The 13,708-nt window shown below is 48.8% G+C and carries 16 protein-coding genes and 1 tRNA gene; 5 read left to right on the top strand and 12 right to left on the bottom strand.

Translation table 11 applies throughout. The features are described 5' to 3' along the window. Positions 1-13 precede the first annotated feature (13 nt). From gpmI to KNO99_RS05455, 7 genes are all read right to left on the bottom strand, one after another. Complete coding sequence (gene gpmI / locus KNO99_RS05485) at positions 14-1,555, bottom strand: 2,3-bisphosphoglycerate-independent phosphoglycerate mutase (RefSeq protein WP_214746072.1); 1,542 nt, start codon at positions 1,553-1,555, stop codon at positions 14-16. Continuing rightward, a complete protein-coding gene (tpiA, locus tag KNO99_RS05480; protein ID WP_214746068.1) occupies positions 1,556-2,308 on the bottom strand; it encodes a triose-phosphate isomerase in 753 nt (250 codons plus the stop codon). An 18-nt stretch (positions 2,309-2,326) separates the two neighbouring features. After that, positions 2,327-3,511: a phosphoglycerate kinase gene (locus tag KNO99_RS05475; protein ID WP_214746065.1), complete on the bottom strand. Its 1,185-nt coding sequence runs from the start codon at positions 3,509-3,511 to the stop codon at positions 2,327-2,329. 97 nt (positions 3,512-3,608) lie between these two features. Next, positions 3,609-4,616, bottom strand: coding sequence for a type I glyceraldehyde-3-phosphate dehydrogenase (gene gap, locus KNO99_RS05470; RefSeq protein ID WP_012726912.1), 1,008 nt, complete (start codon positions 4,614-4,616; stop codon positions 3,609-3,611). A 59-nt stretch (positions 4,617-4,675) separates the two neighbouring features. Further along, complete coding sequence (locus tag KNO99_RS05465) at positions 4,676-5,704, bottom strand: sugar-binding transcriptional regulator (protein WP_012726913.1); 1,029 nt, start codon at positions 5,702-5,704, stop codon at positions 4,676-4,678. A gap of 109 nt (positions 5,705-5,813) precedes the next feature. Next, on the bottom strand, positions 5,814-6,071 hold the full coding sequence (locus tag KNO99_RS05460; protein WP_251130962.1) for a glutaredoxin family protein: 258 nt from the start codon (positions 6,069-6,071) through the stop codon (positions 5,814-5,816). A 5-nt stretch (positions 6,072-6,076) separates the two neighbouring features. Continuing rightward, positions 6,077-7,222, bottom strand: coding sequence for an RNA polymerase factor sigma-54 (locus KNO99_RS05455; RefSeq protein WP_214746062.1), 1,146 nt, complete (start codon positions 7,220-7,222; stop codon positions 6,077-6,079). 118 nt (positions 7,223-7,340) lie between these two features. Between KNO99_RS05455 and KNO99_RS05450 the strand changes: the two genes are divergently transcribed. From KNO99_RS05450 to clpP, 5 genes are all read left to right on the top strand, one after another. Continuing rightward, positions 7,341-7,413: transfer RNA gene (locus tag KNO99_RS05450), tRNA-Arg, on the top strand. A 385-nt stretch (positions 7,414-7,798) separates the two neighbouring features. Beyond that, complete coding sequence (tnpA, locus tag KNO99_RS05445) at positions 7,799-8,200, top strand: IS200/IS605 family transposase (protein ID WP_214746059.1); 402 nt, start codon at positions 7,799-7,801, stop codon at positions 8,198-8,200. A gap of 4 nt (positions 8,201-8,204) precedes the next feature. Continuing rightward, positions 8,205-9,281, top strand: coding sequence for an RNA-guided endonuclease InsQ/TnpB family protein (locus tag KNO99_RS05440; protein ID WP_214746056.1), 1,077 nt, complete (start codon positions 8,205-8,207; stop codon positions 9,279-9,281). 136 nt (positions 9,282-9,417) lie between these two features. Then, a complete protein-coding gene (locus KNO99_RS05435; protein ID WP_371743044.1) occupies positions 9,418-9,762 on the top strand; it encodes a 3'-5' exonuclease in 345 nt (114 codons plus the stop codon). Between the two features lie 126 nt (positions 9,763-9,888). Continuing rightward, positions 9,889-10,464 (top strand): ATP-dependent Clp endopeptidase proteolytic subunit ClpP, encoded by a 576-nt coding sequence (gene clpP, locus KNO99_RS05430; RefSeq protein WP_012726916.1) that lies wholly within the window; start codon positions 9,889-9,891, stop codon positions 10,462-10,464. Between the two features lie 43 nt (positions 10,465-10,507). Here the strand turns inward: clpP and KNO99_RS05425 are convergent, their stop codons facing one another. The 5 genes from KNO99_RS05425 to whiA form a co-directional block, all read right to left on the bottom strand. Next, on the bottom strand, positions 10,508-11,203 hold the full coding sequence (locus KNO99_RS05425) for a MerR family transcriptional regulator (protein WP_214746053.1): 696 nt from the start codon (positions 11,201-11,203) through the stop codon (positions 10,508-10,510). Positions 11,204-11,259: 56 nt separating this feature from the next. Further along, the gene (locus KNO99_RS05420; protein WP_353047385.1) at positions 11,260-11,703 is read right to left on the bottom strand and encodes a hypothetical protein; all 444 of its coding nucleotides are present in this window, start codon (positions 11,701-11,703) and stop codon (positions 11,260-11,262) included. A gap of 89 nt (positions 11,704-11,792) precedes the next feature. Further along, a complete protein-coding gene (locus tag KNO99_RS05415; protein ID WP_074033625.1) occupies positions 11,793-12,308 on the bottom strand; it encodes a DUF2179 domain-containing protein in 516 nt (171 codons plus the stop codon). A 90-nt stretch (positions 12,309-12,398) separates the two neighbouring features. After that, positions 12,399-12,638, bottom strand: a complete 240-nt coding sequence (locus tag KNO99_RS05410; RefSeq protein ID WP_214746047.1) for a CopG family transcriptional regulator — start codon at positions 12,636-12,638, stop codon at positions 12,399-12,401. A gap of 84 nt (positions 12,639-12,722) precedes the next feature. Then, positions 12,723-13,676: a DNA-binding protein WhiA gene (gene whiA / locus KNO99_RS05405; RefSeq protein ID WP_074033630.1), complete on the bottom strand. Its 954-nt coding sequence runs from the start codon at positions 13,674-13,676 to the stop codon at positions 12,723-12,725. Positions 13,677-13,708 lie beyond the last annotated feature (32 nt).

Below are 13,708 nucleotides of genomic sequence, written 5' to 3'. Positions count from 1 at the left end.
ATGAAAAATAGTTTTATGATTTTGTAACGATTGATGAACCAGTCATTTCAGCTGGTTGCTCTCCACCGAGAAGGTCGAGAAGCGTTGGGGCGAGGTCGCAAAGTGCGCCTTCGAGAACTGGTTTCAGTTCGACTCCCTCTTTTGTGATGATGCACGGAACAGGTTCCGTCGTATGCGCCGTCATCGGCGAGCCGTCTGGGTTCGTGACGATGTCTGCGTTCCCGTGGTCCGCTGTGATGATGGCCGCTCCGCCCTTAGCAAGTAATGCGTCCACTACTTTACCGAGGCATTCATCGACTGCTTCGATTGCTTTCTTCGTCGGCTCAAGCTTACCTGAGTGACCAACCATATCCGGGTTCGCGAAGTTGATGACGTATGCATCATACTCATCCGACTCGATACGCTCGAGCAAGCCGTCTGTGAGTTCGTACGCACTCATTTCTGGTTGCAAGTCGTATGTCGCGACTTTCGGTGAAGGAATGAGGAGACGATCCTCGCCTTCGAATGGTTTTTCTTTTTGTCCGTTTAAGAAGAACGTGACGTGTGGGTACTTCTCTGTTTCTGCGGCACGGAGCTGTTTGTATCCTTGCGCAGAGAGTGTTTCCCCAAGTGTGTTTTTCAAATCTTCCGGTGGGAAGACGATATCCGTGTCGATATCATCCGAGTACTTCGTCATCGAAACGAGAAGAAGGTTCTCAGGATGGTTGTCAGAGAGTGTAAAGCCTTCAAATCCAGCTTTCTCTTTGAACACTTTCGACAACTGGATCGCCCGGTCCGGACGGAAGTTGAAGAACATGATGGCATCGTTGTCTTGAATTGTTGCGACCGGCTTGCCATCTTTTTCGATGACTGTCGGTAAGACGAACTCATCCGTCAAATCGTTCTCATACGACTGCTTGAGAACCTCGACTGGGTCCGTACCGACTTCACCTTTTCCGTTTACGAGGACGTCATATACTTTCTCGACGCGCTCCCAACGGTTGTCGCGGTCCATGGCATAGTAGCGACCAGACACGCTAGCGACTTGACCGACACCGAGTTCAGCGAGCTTCTCTTCTGTTTCCTTGAGGAAACCAGCACCTGACTTCGGATCACAGTCACGGCCGTCCGTGAAGGCGTGAATGTACACTTTTTCAATACCGTGGAGTTTTGCGAACTCAACGACGGCATACATGTGTTTGATATGCGAGTGAATCCCGCCATCTGACACGAGACCCATGATATGGAGGCTCGAGTCATGCTTCTTCACATGTCCTGCCAAATGGTTCATCGCCTGACGGTCGAAGAACGAACGGTCTTTGATTGCGTTGTTGACGCGTGAGAGTGACTGATAGACAACTCGACCGGCACCGATATTCAAGTGACCGACTTCCGAGTTCCCCATCTGTCCTTCTGGAAGACCGACGTACTCGCCTTTTGCGTTTAAGAGCGTATGTGGATACTGCTCCCAGTAGCGATCGAAGTTCGGTTTGTCCGCAGCCATGACCGCGTTACCGAACGATTCGTCACGCATCCCGAAACCATCTAAGATGATGAGTGCGACTGGTCTAGCCATTTAAATCGCCTCCAACAATTTGAGGAACGAAGCGGCTTCGAGTGAAGCACCGCCGACGAGTGCGCCGTCGATGTCTTCCTGTGCCATGTACTCTTTGATGTTCTCAGGTTTTACAGATCCACCGTATTGGATGCGTACTGCAGCCGCTACGTCTTCGCCGTAAAGACCTTTCACCACGTCGCGAACATACTTACAAGAGCTTTGTGCGTCAGCTTCGTCTGCTGATTTACCTGTACCGATTGCCCAAACTGGCTCGTACGCGATGACGAGTTGTTTGACTTGGTCAGCAGAGAGGTCAGCAAGACCGCCTTCGACTTGTGTGTTGATGACTTCTTCGAACTTGTCGCCTTCGCGCTCTTCAAGTGTTTCACCGACACAAACGATTGGCGTAAGACCGTGTTCGAACGCTTTTTTCGTTTTGCTGTTGATGAACGCATCTGATTCGCCGAAGTACTCGCGACGTTCTGAGTGACCGAGGATGACGTAAGTCACGCCGAGGTCAGCGACCATAGCTGGGCTGATTTCGCCAGTGTAGGCACCGCTATCTTTGTCGTACATGTTTTGTGCACCGAGCTTCAAGTTTGACCCTTTAGCTGCTTCTACCATCGGTGCGAGGAAAAGTGCCGGAGCACCAATCGCTGCATCTACTTTGTCAGTAGACGGGATGTTGTTTTTAACTTCCTCTACGAAAGCGACAGCTTCCGAGAGTGTTTTGTTCATTTTCCAGTTACCTGCAATAATCGGTTTACGCATCGATAACCCTCCTCTAAATTACTTGTCGTTAAGCGCCTCGACACCTGGAAGTTTCTTGCCTTCCATGAATTCGAGTGACGCGCCACCACCAGTTGAAATGTGACTCATCTTGTCAGCAAGACCAAACTTGGCTGCCGCAGCGGCTGAGTCGCCACCACCGATGATTGAATATGCATCGCTATCCGCAAGTGCTTGAGCGACACCTTTCGTTCCGTTTGCGTATTTATCGAGTTCGAATACGCCCATCGGTCCGTTCCATACGACAAGTTTCGATTCGCGAATCGCATCCGCGTAAAGTTCGACTGTCTTCGGTCCGATATCAAGACCCATGTGATCCGCTGGGATCGAGTCGATATCGACTGGGCCGACATACGTTTCTTCGCCGAATTCTTTTGTGATGACGCAGTCGACAGGCATCAAGAATTTCACGCCTTTGTCTTCTGCCTTCTTCATGAATTGACGAGCGAGGTCAAGCTTATCCTCTTCAAGGAGTGACGTTCCGACTTCGTGCCCGAGTGCTTTCGAGAACGTGTACGAGAGTCCGCCGCCGATGATGAGTGTGTCAACGATGTCAAGAAGGTGGTCGATGACCCCGATCTTGTCCGCTACTTTCGACCCGCCGATAATCGCCGTGAACGGACGGTCTGGGTTAGAAAGAGCTTTACCGAGAACTTCAAGTTCTTTTTCCATCAAGAGACCAGCAACGGCTGTGTCCACGTGGTGTGCAATCCCTTCAGTTGAAGCGTGTGCACGGTGAGCCGCGCCGAACGCGTCGTTGACGTATACGTCAGCAAGTGCTGCGAATCCTTTTGCAAGTTCAGCGTCGTTTTTCGTTTCACCTGGGTAGAAACGAACGTTCTCTAAAACGACGACATCGCCTTCAGAGAGTTTAGCGACCGCTTCTTCTGCGACCGGACCGTATGCTTCTTCGACGAGCGGTACATCTTTTCCGAGAAGCTCAGCGAGACGCTTCGCTACTGGAGCAAGTGAGAACTCAGGGTTCTTCTCGCCTTTTGGACGGCCGAGGTGGCTCGCAAGGACGAGTTTCGCACCACCGTCAAGCAAGTGCTTGATCGTTGGAAGTGCGGCTTGGATCCGAGTTTCGTCTTGGATGACGCCATCTTTGAGTGGAACGTTGAAGTCAACGCGGCAAAAGACGCGTTTCCCTTTTACATCGATGTCACGAATAGACTGTTTGTTCATAACTTTCGCCTCCATATGTCGTGCGTGTCATTTCATAAATAGAGCGGAGAACAATCTCTTGTTTCCGCTCCTATTTGATTCTATTTAGTTCACGAAATTACTTCGCGATGTTAGCGAAGTGCTTAACTGTGCGAACCAATTGTGCAGTGTAAGACATTTCGTTGTCGTACCAAGAAACTGTTTTAACGAGTTGCTTGTCGCCAACTGTCATAACTTTTGTTTGAGTCGCGTCGAAGAGTGAACCGTATGTGATTCCAACGATGTCAGAAGAAACGATTTCGTCTTCAGTGTAACCGAATGACTCGTTTGCTGCTGCTTTCATCGCTGCGTTTACTTCGTCAACAGATACTTGCTTGTCGAGTACAGTTACGAGCTCAGTGAGTGAACCTGTAGCAACTGGTACACGTTGTGCAGCACCGTCAAGTTTTCCTTGAAGTTCAGGGATTACGAGACCGATTGCTTTAGCAGCTCCTGTTGTGTTAGGAACGATGTTCGCTGCAGCTGCACGCGCACGACGGAAGTCACCTTTCGGGTGTGGAGCGTCAAGCGTGTTTTGGTCACCAGTGTAAGCGTGGATCGTAGTCATGAGACCTTCAACGATTCCGAACTGGTCTTGAAGTACTTTAGCCATTGGCGCCAAGCAGTTTGTTGTACAAGAAGCACCTGAGATGACTGTTTCAGTACCATCGAGGATGTCGTGGTTTGTGTTGTAAACAACAGTCTTCATGTCACCTGTAGCAGGAGCCGAGATAACAACTTTCTTCGCGCCAGCTTTCAAGTGAAGCTCAGCTTTTTCTTTAGAAGTGAAGAATCCAGTACATTCGAGAACGATGTCTACACCGAGGTCTCCCCATGGAAGTTCTTCAGGGTTACGGTTAGCGAGCGTGATAACTTTCTCTCCGTTTACGAGGAAGTGATCGTCGTGTACTTCAACTTCTCCGTCGAAACGACCTTGAGTCGTGTCATACTTGAGAAGGTGCGCAAGCATCTTCGTGTCTGTCAAGTCGTTGATTGCAACAACTTCGATTCCTTCGTTTTTGATGATCTCGCGGAATGCCAAACGACCGATACGTCCAAATCCGTTAATACCAACTTTTACTGCCATGTTAATTTCCTCCTTAGGGTAGAAGCTATTTATTGAAGAGCCAACGGGGGGTCAACTCTTTAATAACAAGTTAATAATTCTTTCGCCGCACCTTCGTCCGTGACGAGGATGATGTTCGACGTGTGTTTCGCATAAGCGGCGATCGCCTGTGCCTTCGATTTCCCTCCGGCAACCGCGATGACGGTATCCATGTCATCCAGCTCTTCGAGTTGGATCCCGACCGTCTTGACGCGATGGACGATCTCGCCTTCCGCATTGAAATAATATCCGAATGCTTCGGCGACGGCGTCATGCCGTTCAATCATCCGCAAATGCTCCGGTGATGCGTGACGGCGTTTTGCCATCGTTTCTGCCTCACCAATTCCATGTACCACAATTCGCGCCGCTCTAATCATTTCCAGTACATTTTTAATACTAGGTTCCTCCACCATCCGGTCGAATGTTTCTTGTGACACTTCATCCGGAATATGTAGAAGATGATAGTCTGCGTGGGCCCGGTCCGCCATGCGTGAACAGACGGTATTCGCTTGAAGTTCAAGCGTTTCTCCAAGACCTCCGCGTGCGGGCACAAAATGCATCGGGCGTTCTTTTTTATCGGGCGACATCATCGCCGCAACCGATGCCATCGTCGTTCCACCCGTTACCGCAATCACGTTATCATCCGGTGCGAGCCGCGCTTTTAATTGCGTGACCGCTGCCCGTCCGATATCGCGCTGGACCCAGAATGTCTCATCTGAATCACCCGGTACGATGACGACTTGGCGAACCCCTAATTTCTCTTCGAGCTCTCTTGCCACTTCTGAGATCCCGAGAAGTTCTCCCATGATCTCGTGCAAGTCCCGTAAGACGTTTCGTCCCGTCTCACTGAGGGAAATTCCTTGAGTAGCGACGTAAAGAAGACCTTGGTCTTTCAAAAAGTCGACTTCTCGTCTGAGTACCCGTTCGGTCAGTCCCAAACTCGTTGCGAGTGTCCTGCGGCCAATCGGCTGCATCAAGCGGACATAGTGTAAGATATCGTAACGATGTCGGAGCGTATCGAGCAGGTCAGGGACAATTTGCTTCTGAACGTGAATCAGTTGCTGGATCATGCTCTTACCCCCTCGACTTTCAGTGTGGACAATATTCGTCCCACTTTTTTATTTGCGTCCCACCGCTACGAGTTCATCTTATCAATCACTTTTCCGTCTGGCAACCCCTTCAAACGTTTTTTTTCGATGTAAGCGTATACTTAACAAAATCTTCAACTTTGTTGTCATCATATCGCCCTTGACTGATGACTTCTCCTTCGTGTATGAGAACGGGGATCTCGAAGAGGTACTTCTCCTCGAGATCCTCATCTCCCGTAATATCAATCTGTTCAAGTTCGATCGGGTAATCCTCCTGCAGCCATTCGAGCATGACAAGCGCCTCATCACAGAGCGAACAATTGTCACGTTTATATAAAGTTAGTTTCATTTTTGTCATCCCTTCCATAACTGCCGCTCACGCTCACGTGAGTTGCCGAATCCAAGCTCTTCCCGATAGTTCGTCACGGTCCGTCTCGTCACTGGATAGCCATATCGGGCGAGTTCGTCCGCCAGTGCCTGATCACTTTGCGGGGCTTTCTCCCGTTGAATCAGTTCTGCGAGCGTCCGCTTGATCATGAACGGTGAATGTCCATGACTCGTCGACCTTACGAAAAAGTGTTTCCATTCCATGATCCCGCCTTCGGTCTTCGAAAACTTCCCTTGAATGGCACGTCCGACTGTTGATTCGTGCTTGCCGATTCGTTGCGCGACGGTCCGACGGGTCAGCGGATTGAGGACAAGTTCTCCTTTCAGCCACTCGGTCTGACGTGACGCGATAACAGCCCAAATCTCACGTAACGTCTCGTTCCGCATCGCAAGGGACGTCATCCACCATTTCGCCTCGCGGTCATTGCCGACTTTCGTTGCGTCAAGTTCCGGGCTGAGCCACGTCGTGACAAGTTCTCCATCTTCGTAACGTACTTCGACTTCTGGAAACACGTGACCCGTTTCTTCATATAATAATGGACGTTTTGGTAGTGTCGCGACCATTCGCTCTAAACGGGCGAGCTCTTCTTCTGAAATCGCGAGCACGCTCGCCATCTGTTTTTGGCTCACGCCACTCTCGATTGCGTCAAATACATCGACGACGCGTGGGTCCTCATGTTCAATCGCATACCGGTACTGACACTCTCGTTCCGTTCTCGCCCCGATCCCCGTCGGTTCAAGAAATAAAAGTGCCTGTCTCGCCTGTTCGATTTGAGTCACGTCGACACCGAACCGCTCCGCCAACACCTCATTCGTATCCGGCAATAATCCCCGATGGTCGAGCAAGAGGACGAGCTGTCGTCTCAGCTCTTTCTCCGAGTCGTTGCCGCTTCCTTCCCGAATCTGGGTGAACAACTTCTCTTCGAACGCGCTCGCCGCATCCGCGACCCATCCGAGATCCCCACTCCCGACATGAATGTTTGAATTATGGCGCGCCAGACGTGCGAGACGAAACGAGAGCGCGAGACGGTCCGCCTCGAGCACCGGTAGCCGTTGCACAAGGTCTTGCGTCATCTGTTGCTGTTGTACCTGTTTTTGTTCTTGCCGTTGCATCGTTCTCCCCCCTCTTCTCTATTGTAACGAACCCGCTCTGCTTGCGCTCAAAAAAGGATAATGAACAGGATTGCTTTTTTAATAAAACAAATGTATAATAAATTCGTGTCACACACATGCACCCGTAGCTCAGGGGATAGAGCACTGGTTTCCGGTGCCAGGTGTCGGGAGTTCGAATCTCTCCGGGTGTATCAAATGCAAAGGACGAAGGCCAAATGAGGTCTTCGTCCTTTTTTATGTTTTCTACTTCAATTTTAAACCAGCATACTTCTAATTATCCTTTATATAGTATATTTAAGTTAAAGAATTAAAAAAGAGGTGTCAGTAAATGGCTCATACTGTTCCAGAGACGATTCGTTCATCCGCAACAACAGGAGAACGACTTGTCTTTCGCACATTGAAGCGCTACCTCCCAGATGATTACAGAATTTCCGAGCTTTCATCCCACTCCTTTAGGGGTGGGATGAAAGCTCGGCAGGATGCGGAGTGTCAGTAAAGAATCCGAAGGTTTTGACGCTTCAAGTATCTGGAAATCTTCTTGTTGCAGTTTGTTGGTTAAACTGACACAATATTCATATGGAAACCAACTATAGAAGAACTCATAATACTGTTTCTCTAATCAATTATCACTTCGTTTTCTGTCCTCGATACAGAAGAAAGATATTCCTTCGTAACGATGTAGAAATACGTTTCAAAGGTTTGATGTCCGAAATATGCGAAGAACTGAATATCAAAATTATAGCCTTGGAATGCGATACAGATCATACGCATATGTTCCTTGACGCCCCTCCAACACTGAGTCCTGCTGACATCATGGCAAAAATAAAGGGAGTAACGTCTAAAAAGTTAAGAGAGGAATTTCCTCATCTTCAACATTTGCCGAGTCTCTGGACACGATCCTATTTCGTCTCCACCGCTGGAAATGTATCGAGCGAAACGATTAAACGTTATGTCGGACAACAAAAAACAAGGGGGTGACACCGTGTCTCAGACGCTGACAGTCAACATTAAACTGAAGCCGACAAAAGAACAGGAAGTTGTTTTAAAAAGCATGGCAGAAACATATATCGAGACGGTCAATCAACTTATCTCTGATATGGTGGATGCTAAAGCGATGCTCAAATTGACAAGTAAAAGTGTTTGCGCCCATTTGCCTAGTGCCGTCAAGAATCAGATAATTAAAGACGCCCAAAGCGTATTTAAAAAAGCGAAGAAATCGAAATATGAAATAGTCCCAATCCTAAAGAAACCTTACTGCACATGGAACAATCAGAACTATTCGTTTGACTTCGAGTCAATCTCTCTTCCTATCATGGTAGATGGAAAAGCAAAGAAAACACCAATTAGAGCAGAAATGGTCGACAAACACAATCGCAACTTCTCGCTTCTTAATAACAAGTTGGGTGCGGTGCGCATTACGAAAAAGTCTGATAAGTGGATTGCCCAAATCGCCGTTACAATCCTCACAATCGAAAAGACGGGCTCAAGGGTCCTTGGTGTGGATTTAGGCTTGAAAGTCCCGGCGGTCGCATCGACTGATTGCGATAAGGTGAGGTTCTTTGGGAACGGTCGCGAGAACAAGTACATGAAACGCAAGTTTCGTGCGAAACGGAAAGAGCTCGGTCAAAAGAAGAAGCTGAGCGCAATCAAGGAACTGGACAACAAGGAGCAGCGTTGGATGAAAGACAAGGATCACAAGGTGAGCCGTGAGATCGTCGACTTCGCAAAAGAGAACAATATTTCTGTCATTCGCCTAGAGAAGCTAGCGAATATCCGGCAGACGGCAAGAACAAGCCGTAAAAACAATAAGAATCTGCATACATGGTCGTTCTATCGCTTGGCATTATTTATCGAGTACAAGGCGAAACTAGAAGGAATCAAGGTTGAATATGTCAATCCTGCATATACATCTCAGACATGCCCTTCTTGCGGGAGTCGGAATAAAGCGAAGGACCGTACCTATTCGTGTTCTTGCGGATTTAATAAACATCGAGATGTAGTCGGTGCGATGAATATCCGATACGCACCTGTGGTTGATGGTAAAAGTCAATCAGCCTGAGAATCTATATGATCTGTCTCAGGAGGGGTGATGGCACACCCTCATCTGGAGGTTTGAGCAAAACAGAAATGGACTGCGCTCGCACAAGCACTTCAGAATCCCACTCATCCCGAAGGGTGAGCTTGCGGCTTTAGCCGTGGGAGTGTCAAAACGTGCACTGAACTACTATGGAATCGAGCACTTTTGGATTACAGAGAGCAGTGAGACGAAACGTACCTTCTCAAAAGATGATCAGTGCGTAAAAATCAGTACAATCGACAGCAGTAAAGGTCTTGATTTTCAAGCCGTTTTTATCGTCAACGTTGACAATATGCCATTCAAATATGAAGAAGATGTCGAGCGCGAAGTGTCTCTCCTTTATATCGGGATGACACGTGCAAAAGAATATCTCTTCTTATCGTATTCAGGCGACTCCATCTTCACTCGTTATTTCAAATCATGTCAGGTAGTCACACCAGCTCGTCCAAAATTAAATGGGTAACGTCAGCACTTGAGACGTTTTACACATCGAGGGTCGTGGAATAAGCACTAGAAAGGGTTTCTGTTTGACCAACATTGACTATACAGGTATGATGAACTTACAACCTACATAAAGGAGGCAGATTCAATGTTAATTCCAACAGTTATCGAACAGACAGGCCGTGGGGAGCGCGCGTACGACATCTACTCACGCTTGCTCAAAGACCGTATCATCCTTCTCGGAAGTGCGATTGACGACAACGTCGCGAACTCAATTGTCGCACAGCTTCTCTTCCTCGCAGCTGAGGATCCAGAAAAGGACATCTCGCTCTACATCAACAGCCCAGGTGGTTCGATCACAGCGGGTATGGCGATTTACGACACGATGAACTTCATCAAGCCGAACGTGTCGACGATTTGTATCGGAATGGCTGCATCGATGGGTGCCTTCTTGCTCCAAGCCGGTGAAAAAGGAAAACGCTTCGCACTTCCGAACGCGGAAATCATGATTCACCAACCGCTCGGCGGCACACAAGGCCAAGCGTCAGACATTAAGATTCACGCAGAACGTATCATTAAAATGCGTGAGAAATTGAACCAAATCATGGCAGAGAACACTGGACAGCCACTTGAAGTCATCGAGCGCGACACAGAGCGTGACTACTTCATGGCAGCTGACCAAGCGAAAGACTACGGTCTCATCGACAAAGTCATGACTCGCTAATCATACAAAAGACGTTTCCCAATCAATCGGGAAACGTCTTTTTCTATTCGATCGGCATCCAGACTTCAATCATGTCATCCGCCCCTGCCTGACCATGAATGTAACGTTCAAAGTCGACGGCATCGCGAAGCGTCACGTCCGAAACGTTTAACAGTTGTTCGTATGTTTCAGGAATCATCGGGATACCCCCTTCGACCGTCGCGACGATATAGTTTCCTTCGGTCAGTTCGACTTGTCGCGATCCTTCCCCACTCACGGGCTTCGTCATGCCAGCCACATAACCATTCTCATGCGGGAGGCAAACCCCATACGACTCATCTGTCGTCAATTCTGGTTGGAGTCTCGCCCACACCTTCGGAATTTCCTCTAACGTACTCCCATATCCATAGACGATAATCGGTTCACGTAATGTTTCATATCGAATGTTCATGTCATCCCCTCCTGACTGCATCGACCGAATTTGTCTCTCGATTCGGCAAAGCTGTTCGATTTCTGTCCTGACTTCATGTAACCGTGTTTCAAGTAGCGTCTCAGTCGACTCTCCGGACTGAATCTGCTCTAAACTGAGCCCGATTTGACGTAATCGTTTAATTTCACTCAATCGTCGAATCTCTTCCATCCCATACATCCGATACTGGTTGTCCAATCGTGTCGGTTCAATCAACCCGCGCCCTTCGTAAAATTTGATGGCTTTGACCGATAATCCAGTCACATGCGCCACTCTTCCAATCGGAATCACTGTGTTCCCACCTCCTATCTTCACTTTACAGTCGTCCCTAAGAGGCAGGTCAACCATTAATTTTCAGGTACTCGGACACCAAAGACGTATCGACTATCGCCCTGCGTCCACTCTCCACCGACCTCGTATAGATAAATGCCGGGTTCGTCCGGTACGACCGGTTCAGCCGGGACAAGTTCTCCATCTTCAATCTGAAAGAAACTCGATTCCATCGGGTCTGCATGATAGACAACGTCAATCGCGTCACCCGGTTTGACCGTGATGAGTTGCAGGTCATCCGCTTCCGGCAAGCCATAGTCGGCGCACGTCGCACGACTGCCGGCTTCCCAACAATACGTCGATTGTTCCACTTCCGCTGTCACCGAGCCGACACGAACCGTCGGCAACGGCGGTTTGACAGGGTCGTCCCCATCACCGAACCAAGACACAGCGACATAAATCACCCCTATGCCGACAAGTAACCCAATCAATACAATCCAAAAACGCCGATTACGCTTCACGGTCTCATCTCCTTTCCTCACTCATTCCCTATCGTGCAGGAAAATCCCTACTCCAACAAAAAAAGACCCACTTCCGTGAGTCTTGTACGTCATTTCGGACGACGCAGTCCTTTCATCATATAGCCGCCTTTAAAGTCGATTGGGTCGAATGCGACGAGAAACGCCTTCGGCTCATGCTTCTCGACAAGTTCACGCAATTCTTTCATCCGTGTACGGGCTGCCAAAACGTCCAGACGATAACGGACACCGTCTCGACCTTGTCCTTGATAATGCGTCACCCCGTAACCGTTGTCGCGCATCTGTTGAATGAGCTCTGCTGGATATTCTTTCGTGTGGACTTGGATCATGTTGTAGCCGATGGCGAGTTTACGTTCGACATAGCCACCGAGTAAAATCCCGAGTCCGAATCCGACTGCGTACACGATCATACCGAGCGTCGTCAAATCTTGGAATACGATTCCGAGGGCGAAGATGTAGATGAGTGTTTCAAGCGTACCGAACAGACCCGCGATGACGGTCTTCCCTTTCACGAGCATGATTGTCCGGAGCGTGAGCACCGGAACGTAGATAAGTTGTAGCAATAGGATGAGTAAGATTTGACCCATTCGATCGACCTCCGTTCAAATTCATTACCACCACTATTCCAAATTTCAGAGAGAGATGCAACTAAAAAAGGCTGACCGAAGTCAACCTTATTATTTCGGATCTAGATTTTTCACGCTCGTAAGCAATTCATAGTCTTTACGAATCACTTCGTAAATCGCGTTCTTATCTCCGTTCAACAACTCTTCTGCACGAAGCTGGTTCAAGAGAAGGCTTGTTGCGAACGTGACGAGTGCACTCTTCGGAATTCCGATTTCTTTTGCGCGCTCCGTGATGACTTGGTCGAGCTTAGCGTCAATCGTGAGCGATAATCTTTTCTTTTCATTCGACATAGTGATGAAGCTCCTTTAATTCCTATTCAGTAAACCTATTCCAGTTGCTTATTATATAGGAAGAATGGTTTTGGTGCAACCGCGTCACGATGAGGCGATTTCGTCGCCGCTCCGCACACGCTCAGCAATTTGGTCAATTTTACGAAGTCGATGGTTAATTCCAGACTTCGAGATCGGTCCTGACTCGAGCATCTCCCCGAGTTCTTGCAACGAGACGTCTTGATGCGTGACGCGTAGTTCGGCGATTTCCCGAAGTTTTTTCGGCAAGACATCGAGTCCGACCGTCCGCTCCAAGAACTTGATGTTCTCGACTTGGCGTAACGCCGCCCCGACCGTCTTGTTCAAGTTGGCCGTCTCACAGTTGACGAGACGGTTGACGGAGTTGCGCATGTCCTTGATGATGCGCGCATCCTCAAATTCGAGCATTCCCCGTGTCGCACCAATCAACTTGAGGAAGTCTGAGATTTTCTCGCTCTCCTTCATATAGAGGATGTGCCCTTTTTTCCGTTCGAGCGTCTTCGCATTCAAATCGAACCGATTCGCCAGATCGCGTAGCGCCTGGTTATGGTTTTCATATAAGCTGTAGACTTCGAGGTGATACGACGACGTCTTCGGATGGTTGATTGATCCTCCGGCGAGGAAAGCCCCACGCAAGTAGGCGCGTGCCAAGTTCTCGTCTCGTGTCATATCCGAGTTCAACGTCCGGATCATCTCATAGTGTTCTCCTAGAATCTCGAGGTCACGAAGCATCGTCTCCGCGTGCTGTGACACCCGGACGATGTAGACGTTATTCTTTTTCAGACGCATTTTCTTCCGTACGAACAAATCTAATGGATGGTCGTAGAGACGTTTCATCAACGAATACATTCGACGGGCAATCGAGGCGTTTTCGGTCGAGACGTCGAGCGTCATGCCTCGTCCTAGGGCGAGCGAGATGACCCCGTTCATCCGAACGAGTGCCGACAATTCCGCTTTCGCCTCGGCGTCATTCACTTCAAGTTGTGTCAATTCTTTCTTCACATCTGATGCAAAGCTCATCGAGTCCCCCTCCTTTCTGTCTTTCAAACAAT

The sequence above is a fragment of the Exiguobacterium sp. s189 genome (assembly GCF_018617615.1).
Taxonomy (GTDB): Bacteria; Bacillota; Bacilli; order Exiguobacteriales; family Exiguobacteriaceae; genus Exiguobacterium; species Exiguobacterium aestuarii_A.
The sequence above is the reverse complement of the archived record's forward strand: the minus strand, read 5'-3'. Positions and strand labels throughout refer to the sequence as shown.

Coding starts and splice junctions, on each gene's coding strand:
- gpmI (WP_214746072.1), bottom strand. CDS start 1,555: ATGGCTAGACCAGTCGCACTCATCATCTTAGATGGTTTCGGGATGCGT.
- tpiA (WP_214746068.1), bottom strand. CDS start 2,308: ATGCGTAAACCGATTATTGCAGGTAACTGGAAAATGAACAAAACACTC.
- KNO99_RS05475 (WP_214746065.1), bottom strand. CDS start 3,511: ATGAACAAACAGTCTATTCGTGACATCGATGTAAAAGGGAAACGCGTC.
- gap (WP_012726912.1), bottom strand. CDS start 4,616: ATGGCAGTAAAAGTTGGTATTAACGGATTTGGACGTATCGGTCGTTTG.
- KNO99_RS05465 (WP_012726913.1), bottom strand. CDS start 5,704: ATGATCCAGCAACTGATTCACGTTCAGAAGCAAATTGTCCCTGACCTG.
- KNO99_RS05460 (WP_251130962.1), bottom strand. CDS start 6,071: ATGAAACTAACTTTATATAAACGTGACAATTGTTCGCTCTGTGATGAG.
- KNO99_RS05455 (WP_214746062.1), bottom strand. CDS start 7,222: ATGCAACGGCAAGAACAAAAACAGGTACAACAGCAACAGATGACGCAA.
- tnpA (WP_214746059.1), top strand. CDS start 7,799: ATGGAAACCAACTATAGAAGAACTCATAATACTGTTTCTCTAATCAAT.
- clpP (WP_012726916.1), top strand. CDS start 9,889: ATGTTAATTCCAACAGTTATCGAACAGACAGGCCGTGGGGAGCGCGCG.
- KNO99_RS05415 (WP_074033625.1), bottom strand. CDS start 12,308: ATGGGTCAAATCTTACTCATCCTATTGCTACAACTTATCTACGTTCCG.
- KNO99_RS05410 (WP_214746047.1), bottom strand. CDS start 12,638: ATGTCGAATGAAAAGAAAAGATTATCGCTCACGATTGACGCTAAGCTC.
- whiA (WP_074033630.1), bottom strand. CDS start 13,676: ATGAGCTTTGCATCAGATGTGAAGAAAGAATTGACACAACTTGAAGTG.